At 66.8% G+C, this 15,430-nt stretch carries 17 protein-coding genes; 8 read left to right on the top strand and 9 right to left on the bottom strand.

Annotated elements, in window-relative coordinates:
* Together hmgA and JOZ79_RS06445 are read right to left on the bottom strand one after the other, a co-directional pair.
* A partial coding sequence (gene hmgA / locus JOZ79_RS06440) for a homogentisate 1,2-dioxygenase (protein ID WP_294072191.1) occupies nucleotides 1–1,240 on the bottom strand: 1,240 nt, incomplete at its 3' end.
* Between the two features lie 126 nt (nucleotides 1,241–1,366).
* The gene (locus tag JOZ79_RS06445; RefSeq protein ID WP_294072192.1) at nucleotides 1,367–1,573 is read right to left on the bottom strand and encodes a hypothetical protein; all 207 of its coding nucleotides are present in this window, start codon (nucleotides 1,571–1,573) and stop codon (nucleotides 1,367–1,369) included.
* 81 nt (nucleotides 1,574–1,654) lie between these two features.
* On the opposite strand from JOZ79_RS06445, the gene JOZ79_RS06450 reads away from it, so the two are divergent.
* Nucleotides 1,655–2,221, top strand: coding sequence for a hypothetical protein (locus JOZ79_RS06450; protein WP_294072194.1), 567 nt, complete (start codon nucleotides 1,655–1,657; stop codon nucleotides 2,219–2,221).
* An 11-nt stretch (nucleotides 2,222–2,232) separates the two neighbouring features.
* Here the strand turns inward: JOZ79_RS06450 and JOZ79_RS06455 are convergent, their stop codons facing one another.
* The 4 genes from JOZ79_RS06455 to JOZ79_RS06470 form a co-directional block, all read right to left on the bottom strand.
* Complete coding sequence (locus tag JOZ79_RS06455) at nucleotides 2,233–2,472, bottom strand: hypothetical protein (protein WP_294072195.1); 240 nt, start codon at nucleotides 2,470–2,472, stop codon at nucleotides 2,233–2,235.
* Between the two features lie 159 nt (nucleotides 2,473–2,631).
* Nucleotides 2,632–4,830, bottom strand: a complete 2,199-nt coding sequence (gene uvrB / locus JOZ79_RS06460; protein WP_294072196.1) for an excinuclease ABC subunit UvrB — start codon at nucleotides 4,828–4,830, stop codon at nucleotides 2,632–2,634.
* A 103-nt stretch (nucleotides 4,831–4,933) separates the two neighbouring features.
* The gene (locus JOZ79_RS06465; RefSeq protein ID WP_294072197.1) at nucleotides 4,934–5,245 is read right to left on the bottom strand and encodes a GIY-YIG nuclease family protein; all 312 of its coding nucleotides are present in this window, start codon (nucleotides 5,243–5,245) and stop codon (nucleotides 4,934–4,936) included.
* 75 nt (nucleotides 5,246–5,320) lie between these two features.
* Complete coding sequence (locus JOZ79_RS06470; RefSeq protein WP_294072198.1) at nucleotides 5,321–6,520, bottom strand: pyrophosphate--fructose-6-phosphate 1-phosphotransferase; 1,200 nt, start codon at nucleotides 6,518–6,520, stop codon at nucleotides 5,321–5,323.
* An 87-nt stretch (nucleotides 6,521–6,607) separates the two neighbouring features.
* Between JOZ79_RS06470 and JOZ79_RS06475 the strand changes: the two genes are divergently transcribed.
* Nucleotides 6,608–7,513, top strand: a complete 906-nt coding sequence (locus tag JOZ79_RS06475; protein ID WP_294072199.1) for a diacylglycerol kinase family protein — start codon at nucleotides 6,608–6,610, stop codon at nucleotides 7,511–7,513.
* Here JOZ79_RS06475 and JOZ79_RS06480 read toward each other — a convergent pair whose 3' ends face one another.
* Complete coding sequence (locus JOZ79_RS06480; protein ID WP_294072200.1) at nucleotides 7,514–8,227, bottom strand: hypothetical protein; 714 nt, start codon at nucleotides 8,225–8,227, stop codon at nucleotides 7,514–7,516.
* Between the two features lie 62 nt (nucleotides 8,228–8,289).
* Here JOZ79_RS06480 and JOZ79_RS06485 point away from each other — a divergent pair, with 62 nt between their 5' ends.
* A complete protein-coding gene (locus tag JOZ79_RS06485; protein WP_294072201.1) occupies nucleotides 8,290–8,760 on the top strand; it encodes a TlpA disulfide reductase family protein in 471 nt (156 codons plus the stop codon).
* Here JOZ79_RS06485 and JOZ79_RS06490 read toward each other — a convergent pair.
* Together JOZ79_RS06490 and JOZ79_RS06495 are read right to left on the bottom strand one after the other, a co-directional pair.
* A complete protein-coding gene (locus tag JOZ79_RS06490; protein WP_294072203.1) occupies nucleotides 8,757–9,719 on the bottom strand; it encodes a hypothetical protein in 963 nt (320 codons plus the stop codon). The genes JOZ79_RS06485 and JOZ79_RS06490 overlap by 4 nt on opposite strands.
* A gap of 64 nt (nucleotides 9,720–9,783) precedes the next feature.
* Complete coding sequence (locus tag JOZ79_RS06495; RefSeq protein WP_294072204.1) at nucleotides 9,784–10,263, bottom strand: hypothetical protein; 480 nt, start codon at nucleotides 10,261–10,263, stop codon at nucleotides 9,784–9,786.
* A gap of 276 nt (nucleotides 10,264–10,539) precedes the next feature.
* Here JOZ79_RS06495 and JOZ79_RS06500 point away from each other — a divergent pair, with 276 nt between their 5' ends.
* The 5 genes from JOZ79_RS06500 to JOZ79_RS06520 all read left to right on the top strand — a co-directional run.
* A complete protein-coding gene (locus tag JOZ79_RS06500; protein ID WP_294072205.1) occupies nucleotides 10,540–12,411 on the top strand; it encodes a ribonucleoside-diphosphate reductase subunit alpha in 1,872 nt (623 codons plus the stop codon).
* 85 nt (nucleotides 12,412–12,496) lie between these two features.
* Entirely contained in the window at nucleotides 12,497–12,619 is a 123-nt protein-coding gene (locus tag JOZ79_RS06505; RefSeq protein ID WP_294072206.1) for a hypothetical protein, read from the top strand.
* On the top strand, nucleotides 12,616–14,868 hold the full coding sequence (locus tag JOZ79_RS06510) for a transferrin receptor-like dimerization domain-containing protein (protein WP_294072208.1): 2,253 nt from the start codon (nucleotides 12,616–12,618) through the stop codon (nucleotides 14,866–14,868). The genes JOZ79_RS06505 and JOZ79_RS06510 overlap by 4 nt, the downstream gene beginning before the upstream one ends.
* Nucleotides 14,865–15,125, top strand: coding sequence for a hypothetical protein (locus JOZ79_RS06515; RefSeq protein ID WP_294072209.1), 261 nt, complete (start codon nucleotides 14,865–14,867; stop codon nucleotides 15,123–15,125). The genes JOZ79_RS06510 and JOZ79_RS06515 overlap by 4 nt, the downstream gene beginning before the upstream one ends.
* A partial coding sequence (locus JOZ79_RS06520; RefSeq protein WP_294072211.1) for a hypothetical protein occupies nucleotides 15,122–15,430 on the top strand: 309 nt, incomplete at its 3' end. The genes JOZ79_RS06515 and JOZ79_RS06520, both read left to right, overlap by 4 nt.

Here is a 15,430-nt window from a genome sequence, read left to right on the forward strand (position 1 = left end):
AATCGGGCTGCGAACGCTCCAATGCCCATTGCGTGGGCAAATAGGGCCAGCAGGTCTCAACCATGAAAGCGAGCGTCCCTTCGATCTTCACCGGCCTCAATTCCGCCTCGCTCGCCTTGCGCCAGCTTTCGACATCAGGGCCATGGCCGCTCATCAGATTGTGCAGCGACAGGCCGCCCGGCGCGAAGCCGTCCGCCTTGGCGTCATAGGCGCCGTGCACCAGGCCCATGGCTTCGCTCATCACGTTGCGGTGAAACCACGGTGGGCGGAACGTGTCCTCGGCAACCATCCAGCGCGGCGGGAAGATCACGAAGTCGGCGTTCGCGCGGCCGGGCACATTGCTGGGGCTGGTCAGCACGGTGAAGATGGACGGATCGGGATGGTCGAAGCTGATCGTGCCGATTGTGTTGAACCGCGACAGGTCATACCGGCACGGCGCGTAATTCCCGTGCCAGGCGACGACGTCCAGCGGCGAATGGTCGAGAGTTGTCGTCCACAGGCTGCCCAGCGATTTCTGGATCACTTCGGTCGGTTCGTCCCTGTCCTCGAACCAGGCGACCGGACTCTCGAAGTCGCGCGCGCTGGCAAGGCCATTGGCGCCGAGCGGCCCGAGTTCCGGCAACCGGAGCGGCAGGCCATGGTTCTCCGCGACATATCCGCGCGCTTCGCCCTCCACCTCGACCCGGAACCGGACCCCGCGCGGGACGAGCGCGATCGATCCCGGGGCGACATCCATTCGCCCGAGCTCGGTCGCAATGCGCAGCTCGCCCGTTTGCGGGATGATCAGCAGCTCGCCGTCGGCGTCGACGAATACCCGCCGCACCATCGACCGGCTCGCTCGATACAGATGCACGGCGACTCCCTCGAGGTCCTGGGGGTGCCGGTTGGCAAGCATCGTCACCATCCCATCGACGAAATCCGCGCCTTCGGGCAGGTCGGCGGGCGGATCCCAGCGCAGGCGGTTCGGCGGCAGCGGCTCCTTGACGGTGCCGGGCGCGAACAGCCGCGCGCCTTCGTAGCGCTCGAACGGGCGGTGGTCGGCGGTCGGCCGCATTCGGTACAGCCAGCTGCGCCGGTTCTCGTGGCGCGGCGAAGTGAAGGAGCTGCCCGACAATTGCTCGGTATAGAGCCCGAACGCCGGGCGTTGCGGCGCGTTGCGGCCCCTGGGCAGGGCGCCCACGACGGCTTCCGTCTCGAAATGCCCGCCGAAACCTGTCTGGTAGGAAAGCGCGTCGGTCATTCGCGCCGGTTAATGCCTTGCCCGCGGAAACTCAAACGTCGCCAACAAGTAACGGGCGCGGCCCCGCGTGGAACCGCGCCCGATCGCGGACGGGGACTCGCGGCCCGTCCACTCGTTCCTTCGTGATCAGGTGTTCTTGACGTTGACGTCGATCGAGTTGGGAACGCTGATGTTGGTCGAATGTCCGCCCAGGCCGAGCTGGCTGCGGAATACGAACAGCAACACCAGGACGACGATGATCAGCAGCACGACGGCAATCACGCCGCCACCCCCGCCACCGTTCCCGGTCTCGACCACGGTCGTGCGGTCAACATCATCGCGATCATCGGCCATGGAAGCTCTCCCTGTTCAGAAGTTATTGTGGCGAAACGAACGAATCGAGCCAACAGCGGTTCCGTTCGCTGGAGGAGCCGCATGAGACTGGGACAACTCGCCATCGCCGCCACCGTCGTTACGCTCGGTGGCTGTGGCCGCCCGCAACCGGCAGCTCAGGACAACGGCACCGTTTCCGTGCCGGCGGCCGGATCGCGGCAGGGATGGGTGACCGCCTCCAGGCAGCCCGTGCCGGTGCCGCCGGCGGACCGTACGACGCCGCTGCGACCGGCGCAGAGGCCCGCGATCGACCCGAAGAGCAGCGAGGCGGCGGAAGATATCGCGCGTGGATTCGCCGACCTCGTGAACCGCGGCCGCTTCGACGAGGCCTATATGCTGATGGGCCCGGCAGCGCCGCCGCGCGCCGACTTCGACCGCCAGTTCGCGTCATGGTCGGGCCTCCATGCAACCATCGGCGCGGCCGAGCATCAGGAAGGCGCCGCCGGCTCGATCTACATCACTGTCCCCATGCACCTGACTGGCAGCCTGAACGGCCGGCGCGACGACCGCTCGCTCAACCTCATCCTGCGTCGGGTCAACGACGTGCCGGGCTCGACCGAGGCCCAGCGCCACTGGCACATTGAGCGAATCGAAACACCGGCACCCTGAACGGCCGGCGATTAAAGCCCGTTGATGGCGTCGGCGAGCTTCTGCTGGTCCTCGCGAGAGATCGGCGCGCCGGTCGCGTCGGTTGGTGCGTCGGGGCCGGTCGAGTTCGCGTCGTCATTTCTGGCCGCCACATTGCCGTCGCCAGGCTTGCCCTGCGGCTGCTCCGCAGCAACGTCATAGGCCCCCCACAGGATTCCGGCAGCCCAGATGAGCGCCATCCACCGGTTCTTGAAGATCGTGCTGGTGCGCATCGGGATCATGGCGCGCGAGTGTCGCGCGACTGCGTTTAAGATTCGGTTTCAGTGCTCGCAGCGGTCAGCCTCACACGAGGCCCGGCTGACGTTCAGCGGCGCTGCGCGACTTCAACCACCGGCCTGGAACACGAAATCGCTGCTCACTTTACGCAGGGCTCATCCCCGCCCGCGGCTCCTCCCGAACCGGCTTTGCTTTCCGTAGCGGCCCTTGCGCGTCCCCGGCTTGCCCTCTGACGAATTGCCGAGCGGGCGCGGCGCAACGCGGTCGGGCTGGGGGATTCCCAGGTCGTCTTCCTCGAGCCGCCGAATCTCGTCGCGAAGGCGCGCGGCTTCCTCGAATTCCAGGTCGGCGGCGGCTTTGCGCATCCGCTCCTCGAGGTCGGCGATGTATGCCTTGAGGTTGTGCCCAACGAGGTGCGGGCGCTCCTCGTCGCCGGTCTCGACCACGACGCCGTCGCGGGTCGCCAGGTGGGCCATCACATCGTGGATCTGCCGCTTGATCGTCTCCGGCGTGATGCCGTGCTCGACATTGTACGCCAGCTGCTTCTCGCGCCGGCGGCCGGTCTCGGCGAGCGCGCGCTCCATCGATCCGGTCACCGTGTCGGCATAGAGGATGACGCGTCCCTCGACGTTGCGCGCGGCGCGGCCGATCGTCTGGATCAGCGACGTCTCGGACCGCAGGAATCCTTCCTTGTCGGCATCGAGGATCGCGACCAATCCGCATTCGGGAATGTCTAAGCCCTCGCGCAGCAAATTGATCCCGACCAGCACGTCATACACGCCCAGCCGGAGCTCGCGGATCAGCTCGATGCGCTCCAGCGTCTCGACGTCGGAGTGCATGTAGCGGACCTTCAGCCCCGCCTCGTGCAGGTACTCGGTCAGATCTTCGGCCATCCGCTTGGTCAGCGTTGTGACCAGCGTCCGGTAACCCGCTCGCGCCGTCTTCTTCGCCTCGTTGACGAGATCGTCGACCTGGTCCTCGACCGGCTTGATTTCCACCGGCGGGTCGATGAGCCCGGTCGGACGAATGACCTGCTCGGAGAAGACACCGCCGGTCTCGTTCATTTCCCACGGGCCTGGCGTCGCCGACACGAAGGTCGTCTGCGGCCGCATTGCGTCCCATTCGTTGAAGCGCAGCGGCCGGTTGTCGATGCAGCTCGGAAGGCGGAAGCCGTACTCCGCCAGCGTGATCTTCCGCCGGTGGTCGCCGCGCGCCATCGCGCCGATCTGCGGCACCGTCTGGTGGCTCTCGTCGATGAACAGCAAAGCGTTGTCGGGCAGATATTCGAACAAGGTCGGCGGCGGCTCGCCGGGCAGGCGCCCGGTCAGGAATCGCGAGTAATTCTCGATTCCGGCGCAACTCCCAGTCGCCGCGATCATCTCGAGGTCGAAGTTGGTCCGCTGCTCCAGCCTTTGCGCCTCCAGCAGCCGCCCTTCCGCCACCAGCTCCTTCAGGCGCTCGGCCAGCTCATGCTTGATCGCCTCCATCGCCTGCTTCAGCGTCGGGCCCGGCGTCACATAATGCGAGTTCGCATAGACCTTGATGCTGTCGAGGCTCGCGACCGTCTTGCCGGTCAGCGGGTCGAACTCGGTGATCGCCTCGATCTCGTCGCCGAAGAAGCTGATCCGCCACGCGGTGTCCTCATAGTGCGACGGGAAGATTTCCAAACTGTCCCCGCGCACCCGGAAATTGCCGCGCGCGAAACCGGCGTCGTTGCGTCTGTACTGCAGAGCGACCAGCTTGCGGATCACCTCGCGCTGGTCCTCGACGCCGCCCTTCTTCAGGCTGAACACCATCGCCGAGTAAGTCTCGACCGAACCGATGCCGTAGAGGCACGAAACCGACGCGACGATGATCACGTCGTCGCGCTCCAGAAGCGACCGCGTCGCCGAATGGCGCATCCGGTCGATCGCCTCGTTCACCGAGCTTTCCTTCTCGATGTAGGTATCGGACCGCGGCACATAGGCCTCGGGCTGGTAGTAATCGTAGTAACTGACGAAGAACTCGACCGCATTGTCGGGGAAGTAGCTCTTGAACTCGCCGTAAAGCTGGGCGGCGAGGATCTTGTTCGGCGCCATGACCAGGGCCGGGCGCTGCAGCGTCTCGATGACCTTCGCCATGGTGAAGGTCTTGCCCGACCCGGTGACGCCAAGCAGCACCTGGCTCTTCTCGCCGTCCCGCGCCTGTTCGGTCAGCTCTCGGATCGCCGTCGGCTGGTCCCCCGCCGCCTCATAATCCGACGCCAGCTTGAACAGCTTGCCCCCTTCCGCCTTCTCCGGCCGAGCCGGCTTGTGCGGAACGAAGGCCTCCCCGGTCTCGGGCTCGGCAAGGGAAGTGCGAATTTGAATGGCCATTGCGTTGGATATGGGGTGTCAGCGTGGCGGCGGCAATTCGGGGCATCCACGGAATCGGACAAGAGGCGAACTCGTCATCCCGGCCTTGAGCCGGGACCTGCCTTCACTTCAGTGACAGGGGAGGAAATCCGAAGTCTTCAGCGAGGTCGCGCCAGGTCGGGTTGCTGTCATGAATGAGCGCGTATTTCCAAGCGCGCAGCCAGCGCTTGATCCGCTTCTCGCGCTGGATGGCGGCTTCCATTGTCTCGTGCGGCTCGAACCAGACGAGGCGCTTGATTCCGTATTGCTGCGTGAATCCCCGCACCAAGCCTTCCCGATGTTGCCAGATGCGCGTTGGCAGGTCCGACGTGACTCCAGTGTAGAGCGTGCCGTGCGACGATTTCGCGAGGATGTAGACGCAAGGATTCTTTTCCATCGCGTGAGCTAAGGATCAGGCAGGTCCCGGCTCAAGGCCGGGATGACGAAGGTGGAGTGAGACCGCGCAAACGCCTCACTCCTGCCCGATCTCCCGTAGCAACTCGACAAACCACGGCGTCGACACGTCGAACTTCTTCCCCCCGGCGATCCGGTCGAACTCGATCGCGCGGAGCTCGTCGCCGCGGTCTTCGTCCTGGCCGACGACGCCCGACTCCCCGCGCATCGCCGCGTCTACCGCATAGTTGGTGCACCGGCTGATCAGCGCCAGGTCGGCGGCGTTGGCCGCTGCCGAGCGCGAGAAGTAGCCGCTCTTCTGCACCAGCACCTTGTCCGCGCCGAGCGCGCTTGCGAACTGCTTCGCGAACCACTGGCCGGGGTTGATCTTGTCGAGCTGGACATGGCCGAACGGATCGCGCGGCACTTCGTCGCCGGCTGCCTCCATCGCGGCGACGATCTCGCTGACGCCCGCACCTTCGGAGATGAACAGGTTGACGTTGTCGTTCCTGTCCATGATCGCGCGCAGCCGCGTCGCTTCCTCGCCGATATCGAACGGCCGCTCGGGCACGAATACGCCGTGGACGTCCCAGCGGCCGGCGCTGTTCTCCTCCCACTCGGCGAACTCGGCGTCCCTCACCCAGCGGTGATGCGCCAACGCCGTCGCCGCGGTCAGCCAACCGCAGTTGCGCCCCATCACTTCATGGACGACCAGCATCCGCGGGTTCGACGAATGCTCGGCGATGATGTTGCGGGCATAAAGCGCGCCCTGCTCGGCGGCGGTCCAGGCGCCGAGCGACTGCCGGATCGGGATGACGTCATTGTCGATCGTCTTGGGCAACCCGACGACGGTCAGCTCGTAGCCGTTGCCCTTGAGGTAAGCCGCAAGGTCGGCGGCGGTGCCGTTGGTATCGTCGCCGCCGATCGTGTGGAGGACGTCGACGCCGTCGCGGCTCAACTGCTCGGCGGCGACGTGCAGCGGGTCCTGGCCCTCGCTCACCAGCCCGCGCTTGACGCAATCCTTGACGTTGGTGAGCTTCACCCGGCTGTTGCCGATCGGGGTGCCGCCGAAAGCGTGCAGGCGGTGCGCGTTCGCGCGAACCTGCTCCGTCACCTTGACGCTGTCGCCGGTCAGGAGCCCGGCATAACCGTTGCGATACGCGATGATGCGAACGTCCGGCGCGACCTCGGTGTAACGTTCGATCAGCCCGCCGACGGCGGAGGAAAGGCAGGGCGCAAGGCCGCCCGCGGTGAGCATGGCTACGGTTTGGACTGGCATCCCTCCTCTCTGCCAATTCCGAGCGTTCTCGGCCAGCCCGGACCGGGTAGGGGTGACGCGGTCCGCCGATCACTATAGCTCCACTGCATGAGTGTCAGCGTCCTCCTCAACCGCGGTGGCGGGACCATCGCCGCCAATCCGAAGATTCCCGAACAGGTCGAGGCGGCGCTGAAAGCCGCCGGGATCGACGCGAAGATCGAGCTGATCGACGGCGGCGACTGCGAGGTCCGCGCCAAGGCGATCGCCGATCGCGGCGACGAGCTGGTCATCGTCGGCGGCGGCGACGGTTCGATCAGCGCCGCGGCTTCAGCTCTCGTCGGCTCGAAAACCCGACTCGGCGTGCTTCCGCTCGGCACCCTCAACCATTTCGCCCGCGACCTCGGCATTCCGACCGAGATCGAGGACGCCGCCAAGCTCATCGCCACCGGCCACGAGCGCCGCGTCGACGTTGCCGAGATGAACGGCCGGATCTTCATCAACAACAGCGCCATCGGCCTCTATCCGCTGATGGTCCGCGACCGCGACGTGCAGCAAAAGCGCCACGGCCGAAGCAAGCGCCTTGCAATGATCGTCGCCTCCGCGCGCACGCTGGCCCGCTTCAACCACGAGCGGCTGACTCTGACCGTCAACGACGAAAAGGCGCGCGTCGACACACCCCTGCTGTTCGTCGGCAACAACGACTACCGCCTCGACATCGCGGCGCCCGGCCAGCGCGAGAGCCTCGACGACGGCGAATTGAGCGTGTTCGTGATGCGCAAGAAGACGCGGCGCGGCCTGATCGCTGCGAGCGTCCGCGCCCTGTTCAACCGTGCCCGGGGCGACGACATGGTGATGCTCGACAATGTCCAGCGCCTGCGGGTCGAGAGTCGCCGCAGCCAGCTTGCCGTCTCGCTCGACGGCGAAGTGGTTCGGGCCGAGCCGCCGCTCGACTACCGCATCCGCAAGGCCGCGCTTCGAGTCATCGCTCCGCCGCCCGAAGCCCGCCAGGCCTGATCAGGACCGCCAGTGCAGCGCGCCCGTGAAGCGGTGAACTTCGTCGCCGGTGCGGACGTCGATCGTCAGCGGCTGGTCGGCGCGCGCTCGTTGAACCGCCTTGGGTACGTCGAACACATAATAGCCGCCCCACGCCTGCTGCGGCCCGACGTTGAGCGGAATCAATAGCTGGTAGATCGCATTGAGCGTCTCCGAGCCCGGCAGGAGGTCGGAGTCCGATTGAAAGTCCTGGCCGGCCGTGTCGGCGGTTGTCCCGGTCGGCAGCGATTGCGGCATCCCCGGTGCGCCTGCATCAGAACCGCCGCCGCCGCCGCTGCCCAGGGTCGCGATGGTGTTGCGATTGCCAAGATCGATCGCGCGTGCGCGTCCGGTCGTCTGCTCAACGACATCCTTGCGTTTCTCGAACTCCTCCATCGGCACCGGGTTCAGCACGGTCCCATTGCCGAGCCGCAGCGTCACCTGCTCCGGCCCGAAGGTGAAGGCGCGCGGGCCAAGGTTCATCACGAGTACCCGGACGGTGCCGCGCACATCGACCGTGTTGCCGGGCGCGACAACCCGGACCAGCGTGTCCTGTGTCCGCTCGTCGGCCGCCTGCAGCCCCATGTGCCCGGTCAGCAGCCGCCCGTTCGCGGGCCGGTCGAGCACGATCTTGTAATTCCCCGCCGTCGCCTGGGCTGACAGAAGCAGCCCCGCCAGTCCGATCCATCCCCTCATCGCAGGTCCCCCTTCACTCGCGCGTCGTCGAACTCTAACGCACGTCCGAACGGAGTAAATGCGTGCTTGGACGTCTCCTGATTCTCGCCTTGCTCGCCGCCAGTCCCGCCGGCGCGGCGGCCGCACCCTTCCAGGCGGCGAAGACGCTCGATGGCGCATCCTTCGACGCAACCGGCCGCGTAACCATCGTCCATTACTGGGCAACCTGGTGCGCCCCCTGCCGGCTCGAGATGCCCGTCCTCGACGCTTACTATCGGTCGCACCGCGCACAGGGCCTGGCGATGCTCGCCGTGTCGATCGACGACGGCGTTTCCAGTGCAAAGCTCAAGTCCGCCACCGAACGCTTCGCCTTCCCCGTCGCGCGGATCGACGATGTTCGGATGCCGCGGCGCGACATCCCCTCCGCGATCCCCGTCACCCGCGTCTACGACGGCTCGGGTCACCTCGTCTTTGAGAGCAAGGCGAACGGCCGGAGCATGGTGGACGCAGCGACGCTCGACCGGATCGTCACGCCGCTGCTTACCCACCGCTAGAGGTGGAACAGCACCCCCGCTGACAGCTTCGCCTTCGGCACCAGCTGGTAGCCGTTCACCCGATTATGGATCGGGACCTCGGCATAAGCGAAGCCGACCGCCCGGCTGCCGAGCTTCGCCGACAAGCCCGGAGCGAGGTTCACCTGGTCGCCGCCGCTATTCGGTCGGTCCGCCGCCCGCCCGCTATCGCGCCAGGTGTGACGGTAGCTGATCTGCAGCTGCGGCGTGACATTGCGCCAACGGGTAAGGTTCAGCGCCGCCGACGCCTGGACGAAACTTCCCGGCCGATATCCGGCCCGCTCGTCGATCGCCTTCTGCCCGGTCACTTGGACGAAATAGCCGAGCTCCGGAGTCACCGGCCCCAGATGATAGCCGCCGAGAACGGCCTGCACCGTGCCCGTGCCAGGTTGCAGCCCGCGATCGACCTCGTCCCCTTGTTCGGGCCCGGATTTGAAAGTCTGCCGGAACTTGCCGGTCGGAAGCACCACGCCGGCCTCGATCCCGGTGACGCTTCCCGGTCTCGACAGCCCCTGCCATCGCCCGACCACTCGCATGTCGCCGATCCCTCGCGTGTCGGAATAGCTCGGCTCGGTCGTATCCTCGGCGAAGGTATTGTGCGGCCGGGTGAGCAGCGGCAGCTGCACGTCGATGCCCCAGTCATTGGCGAACTGGTGGTCCAGCGTCGCGGTCAGGCTATGGTTATAGGTGTAGCGCTCGATCTCGCGGTCGGACGGCAGCGCGATGGCGCCGAAGTCCACCTTGCGCGTGCCGGACTGAAGGGTCGTTTGCGGGACGAAGTCATAACGCAGCGACAGGGTGGTGCCCGGCTGCGCGGCGAGGCCCTGGCTCAGCCAGTCGGCGGTCAGCGTGCAGCCACAGCTGGCGCAGGCATATGCCGGCTGTGCCGCGCTCGCCAGGAACGCGGCTGCGAGCGCGGCAGGCGCGTTCCTTCGGATCATTCGATACATGTACTTATTCCCTTGCGCCCTCGGTGGGGCGCCTGAATGGTTCGCGGGTTGCGGCTCAGGCGGGGACGGCAGGCGGTCCGGTCGCGGGTGGCCGCTCACGATGCTGGCCGGCGGGGGGGGTCTGGACGAGCGCCGCCGCGGGCAGCGCCGCGGGGGAGATCGGGGTCGGGAGCAAGGCCGGCGAAGTCCGGGGCAGCGGCCCGGTTGAGGACGCTGCCGCATAGGGGCAGGGCTGCTGGTGCGCCTTGTCGCCGTGCTGATGGTGATGGTGCGCCATCGACATCGGCGCCGCGGGTTCCGCGTCGGGACAGGCCACGATCGTCACTGCGCCATGGTCGAACGCGGGCATGAATCCCGCCGGGCTCAGCAGCCGCAGCGCAAGCGCCACCGCCATCAGCGCCGCCATGAAGGCGCGGTGAGCCGTCGGTACCGCCCTTGGTCGCATAGACCGCATATAGGCCGAGCCGACCGGCCTGTCAGGATCATAGCGCAGCTTGCGCTCGAGGATCCGGCCGCGGTGCGCGTGCAAATCCACAGGATTCTGGTTCAGCCGCAATTTACCCGCTTGCGTCTGCCGCCGGTTAAGGCACAATAGATGGTAGCGCACAGGGGGTGATACTCAATTACTGGTGTTCTGCGCCGGAATCACTATATTCCGGTGACGGGCGGACTCGTCCCCGCTTTCCACAGGCGGGCGGCTGGGAAAAGCCTCCGGATGCGCGACAAGAGACTCGGAAAGCAGTAGGACTCCGAGTCGAACGTTTGGGGAACAAACGGCCTTAAATAGGCTGCACTAGGACGGGGAAGCGCAATGGATTTTTCAACCGGCTCACAGGTTCCCTCGGACGATGCGGCGGCGCCCGCGACGGGCAGCAAGCGGGTCGACGCGCCTCGCTTCGACGTCGTCACCGACGCCAGGCGGGACGACCTCCTGACCGAGTTCGGCAAGGACACGCTGCGCGACCGCTACCTGCTTCCGGGCGAGGGCTATCAGGACCTGTTCGCGCGCGTTGCTGCCGCTTACTCGGACGACGCCGAGCACGCGCAGCGCGTCTATGACTACATCTCCAGGCTGTGGTTCATGCCGGCGACGCCCGTGCTGTCCAACGGTGGAACCGGCCGCGGCCTGCCGATCAGCTGCTATTTGAACAGCGTGTCCGACAGCCTCGAAGGCATTGTCGGCACCTGGAACGAGAATGTCTGGCTGGCGTCCAAGGGCGGCGGCATCGGCACTTATTGGGGCCGGGTGCGCGGCATCGGCGAGCCGGTAGGCCTCAACGGCAAGACTAGCGGCATCATCCCGTTCGTTCGAGTGATGGACAGCCTCACGCTGGCGATCAGCCAAGGCTCGCTCCGCCGCGGTTCGGCCGCCTGCTATCTCGACATCTCGCACCCCGAGATCGAGGAGTTCCTCGAGATCCGCAAGCCGTCGGGCGACTTCAACCGCAAGGCGCTGAACCTCCACCACGGCGTGCTCATCACCGACGAGTTCATGGAAGCCGTCCGCGAGGGCGCCGAGTTCGCGCTGCGCAGCCCCAAGGACCAGAGTGTTCGCGGCAGCGTCGACGCGCGCTCGCTGTTCCAGAAGCTGGTCGAGACCCGCCTCGCAACCGGCGAGCCCTACATCATCTTCATCGACCAGGTGAACCGGTCGATGCCCAAGCACCACCGCGACCTCGGCCTCAAGGTCACGACCTCGAACCTGTGCAGCGAGATCACGCTGCCGACGGGCAAGGACCATCTCGGCGCCGACCGCACCGCCGTTTGCTGCCTCAGCTCGCTCAACCTCGAAACGTGGGACGAGTGGAACGGCGACAAGCAGTTCATCGAGGACGTCATGCGCTTCCTCGACAACGTGCTCAGCGACTATATCGCCCGCGCGCCGGACGAGATGGCGCGCGCCAAGTACAGCGCCGAGCGCGAGCGCTCCGTCGGCCTCGGAGTCATGGGCTTCCACTCCTTCCTGCAGGCGCGCGGCCTTCCGTTCGAAGGCGCGATGGCGAAGTCTTGGAACCTCCGAATCTTCAAGCACATCCGCGCCCAGGTCGACCAGGCCTCGATGATGCTCGCCAAGGAGCGCGGGCCGTGCCCCGACGCCGCCGACATGGGCGTCATGGAGCGCTTCAGCTGCAAGATGGCGATCGCGCCGACCGCGTCGATCTCGATCATCGCCGGCGGCACCTCCGCCTGCATCGAGCCGATCCCGGCCAACATCTACACCCACAAGACGCTGTCGGGCTCTTTCTCGATCAAGAATCCGTATCTCGAGAAGCTGCTTCAGGAGAAATCCAAGGACAGCGCCAACGTCTGGAACTCGATCCTCGAGCAGGGCGGGTCCGTCCAGCACCTCGACTTCCTGACGCAGGAGGAAAAGGACACCTACAAGACCAGCTTCGAGATCGACCAGCGCTGGCTGCTCGAGCTTGCCGCGGACCGCACGCCGTTCATTGACCAGGCGCAATCGCTGAACCTGTTCATCCCGGCCGACGTCGACAAGTGGGACCTGATGATGCTCCATTTCCGCGCCTGGGAGCAGGGCATCAAGTCGCTCTATTACCTTCGCTCCAAGTCGGTGCAGCGCGCCGGTTTCGCCGGCGGCGTCGAGGCCGACAACACGCCCGAGCTCAAGGAAATCCAGCTCGGCGCAAGCACCGACTATGACGAGTGCCTCGCATGTCAGTAGCGCTCGGGTCCTTCGTCGTGCTCGGCGGCTGTCTGCTCGTCTTCCTCACCTCGGGCTCGTCCTGGCTGAAGAAGCGGCGGGACAAGTGAGGGCGCGCGCCCGCAATATCGCCAAAGGCGCCGGGGCCGTCGTGCTCGGCCTCGTCGCGCTCGACCTTGTCGCGACTATCGTGACGCTCGCCATCGGTTCGGAGTTCCTCAAGAGATGATCATTCGCCCGTCCGTCAGTCTCGCTGCACTCGCCCTCGCGCTGGTTGCGGGCACCGCGGCCGCGCAGCCCGTGGCGGGCGACCCGCAGACGCTCGAGAAGAGCTTCGACGCGATGATCAGCACGGCCGACCAGATGCGCTGGCTGCAGGACATGTCGTCCGCGCCCAACCAGGTCGGCTCGCCCCACGACAAGGCCAATGCCGACATGCAGCTGGCGCTGTTCAGGCAATGGGGCTGGGACGCGCATATCGAGCGCTTCGACGTCCTTTACCCGACACCGATTTCAACCACTGTGGAAATGGTGACTCCGCAGCGCGTCATCCTCGGCGGGCAGGAGCCGGCGATCGCCGCCGATCCGTCGTCGCAGAACACCGCCGGCGCGCTTCCTCCCTATGTCGCCTACCAGGGCGATGGCGACGTCACCGCGCCGGTCGTCTATGTCAATTACGGCATGCCCGACGATTATGACGCGCTCGAACAGCGCGGGATCAGCGTCCGGGGCAAGATCGTGCTCGCCCGCTACGGCTCCGGCTGGCGCGGCCTCAAGCCTCGCCTGGCGCAGGAGCATGGCGCGGTCGGCTGCCTCATCTATTCCGACCCCGCCGACGACAGCTATGCCGAGGCCGATCCCTATCCGCGCGGCGGCGGCCGGCCCGAAGCCGGTGTCCAGCGTGGGTCGGTTCAGGACATGACCCAATACCCAGGCGACCCGCTGACCCCGGGGATCGGAGCGACCGCCTCGGCGCACCGCCTGACTCGCCAGACCGCGACCACCATCCTCAAGATCCCGGCGCTTCCCATTTCCTATGGCGACGCAGCGAAGATCATTGCCCAGCTCGATGGCCCGTTGGTGACCGGCGCCGAGCGCGGCGGTCTCGGCCTCGCCTACCACTGGGGCGGAAGCGACGCGGTGAAGGTTCACCTCGCCGTCAGGTCCGACTGGTCGCTGAAGCCGGTCTACGACGTGATCGCGGTCATGCGCGGCTCGGTCTACCCCGATCAGTGGATCGTTCGCGGCAACCACCACGACGCCTGGGTGTTCGGCGCGTCCGATCCGCTTACTGGCCAGGTCGCGCTGATGTCCGAAGCCAAGGCGCTTGGACAGCTCTACCGTCAGGGTTGGCGCCCCGCGCGGACCATCGTCTACGCAAGCTGGGACGGCGAGGAGCCGGGCCTGCTGGGCTCGACCGAATGGGCCGAGACGCATGCTGCCGAGCTTCAGCGCAAGGCGCTCCTCTACGTCAACACGGACAATAATGGCCGTGGCTTCCTCGGCGCCGAGGGCAGCGGCGAGCTTCAGCATCTCGTCAACCAGGCGGCGAACGACGTCCTCGACCCGCGCACCGGTGTCCCGACCGCCGAGCGCGGCCGGGCCGCAATCCTTGCCGCGCAATATGTCGCGCCCGCCCGCAGCTCGCCCGAGCTTGTCGAGGCCGCCAGGTCCGGCGGCGAGCTGCCGCTGGGCGCGCTCGGCTCCGGCTCCGACTACAGCGCCTTCCTCCAGCATCTCGGAATCGCCTCGCTGAACCTCGGCTTCGGCGGCGAGGACCAATCGGGCGGAAGCTACCATTCGGTCTACGACAGCTATTATCACGTCACCCATTTCGACGATCCCGGCCTGCTCTACGGCGCTGCATTGTCGAAGCTGGTCGGCCGGATCGTGCTTCGCGTTGCCGACGCGCCGCGGGTGCCCGCGCGCTATTCCGACTTCGCCGCGCAGGTCGGCCGCTATGTCGACCAGGTGATGACCCTCGCCGCCAGCCAGCGCGAGCGCGACCGCACCCTCGCCGACCTTCGCCGTGACAAGGTGTTCACGCTCGCCGCCTCGCCGACCGATCCGGTCGTTGCGCCCGTCGACAAGGGCGTCACGCCGCTCATCGACATGCTGCCGCTGCAGAACGCGTCCGACCACCTGAAGCGCGCCGCCGCAGCCGCCGACTCCGTGCTCGGCCGCATCGACCGCCTGCCGCCCGCGACCCAGGCGCAAATCACCGCCGAGCTTGCCAGCATCGACCAGCTGCTGCTCGATCCCGTCGGCCTGCCGAGCCGCCCCTGGTACCGCAACATGGTCTACGCGCCCGGCACGCTGACCGGCTACGGCGCCAAGACCTTGCCCGGAGTCCGCGAAGGCATCGAGCAGCGCCGCTTCGACGACGCGCGCGCCTATGTCGGCCACACCGCCGCGGCGATCGAGGCCTATGCCGCCCGGCTCGACGCCGCCGCCGCCCTCGGGCGTCCACCGGCATGAGCCTTCCCGCGCTCAACAGCGGCCGGCTGGTCGAGCTGGCGATCGCCATCGTCCTCCTGGGCGCGGGCCTGTGGTTCTACACGCGGCGGGTGCCGATGACCGACAGCAACAGCAGCGCGGGCCGCCGCGACAGCCAGGGCGCCGTCCTGCTCCTCGCCGTCGCCATCATCCTCGGCACCCATGCGCTCGGCGGCCTCGATTACCACCCGAGCCAGGCCGAGCTCGACAGCGCCAGCCACGGGGCAACGTCGCGATGAGCGGCTATCGCGAGCACAGCTTCGACCCTTACGCCGGCGAGCGCCCGAACGGGCCGCCGTCGTGGCCGTTCGACGCGGTGCAATGGGCCGGCGTCGTCCTGATCCTCGTCGCCATCGCTGTCGATGTCCTCTACGTCGGCAGCGCGTTCGGTTGGTGGCGCAAGTTCATCGACACGCCGGTGTTCGGCATAACCCCGCTGATGTTCGGCATCATCGCCATCAACTCGCGTCGCCAGCCGGTCGCCGACCCGGCGCCGGAACTCGCCGATGCCCGCCGCAAGTGGATGATCATCGTCATCTCGATC

Source organism: Sphingomonas sp., assembly GCF_019242355.1.
Lineage (GTDB): Bacteria > Pseudomonadota > Alphaproteobacteria > Sphingomonadales > Sphingomonadaceae > Sphingomicrobium.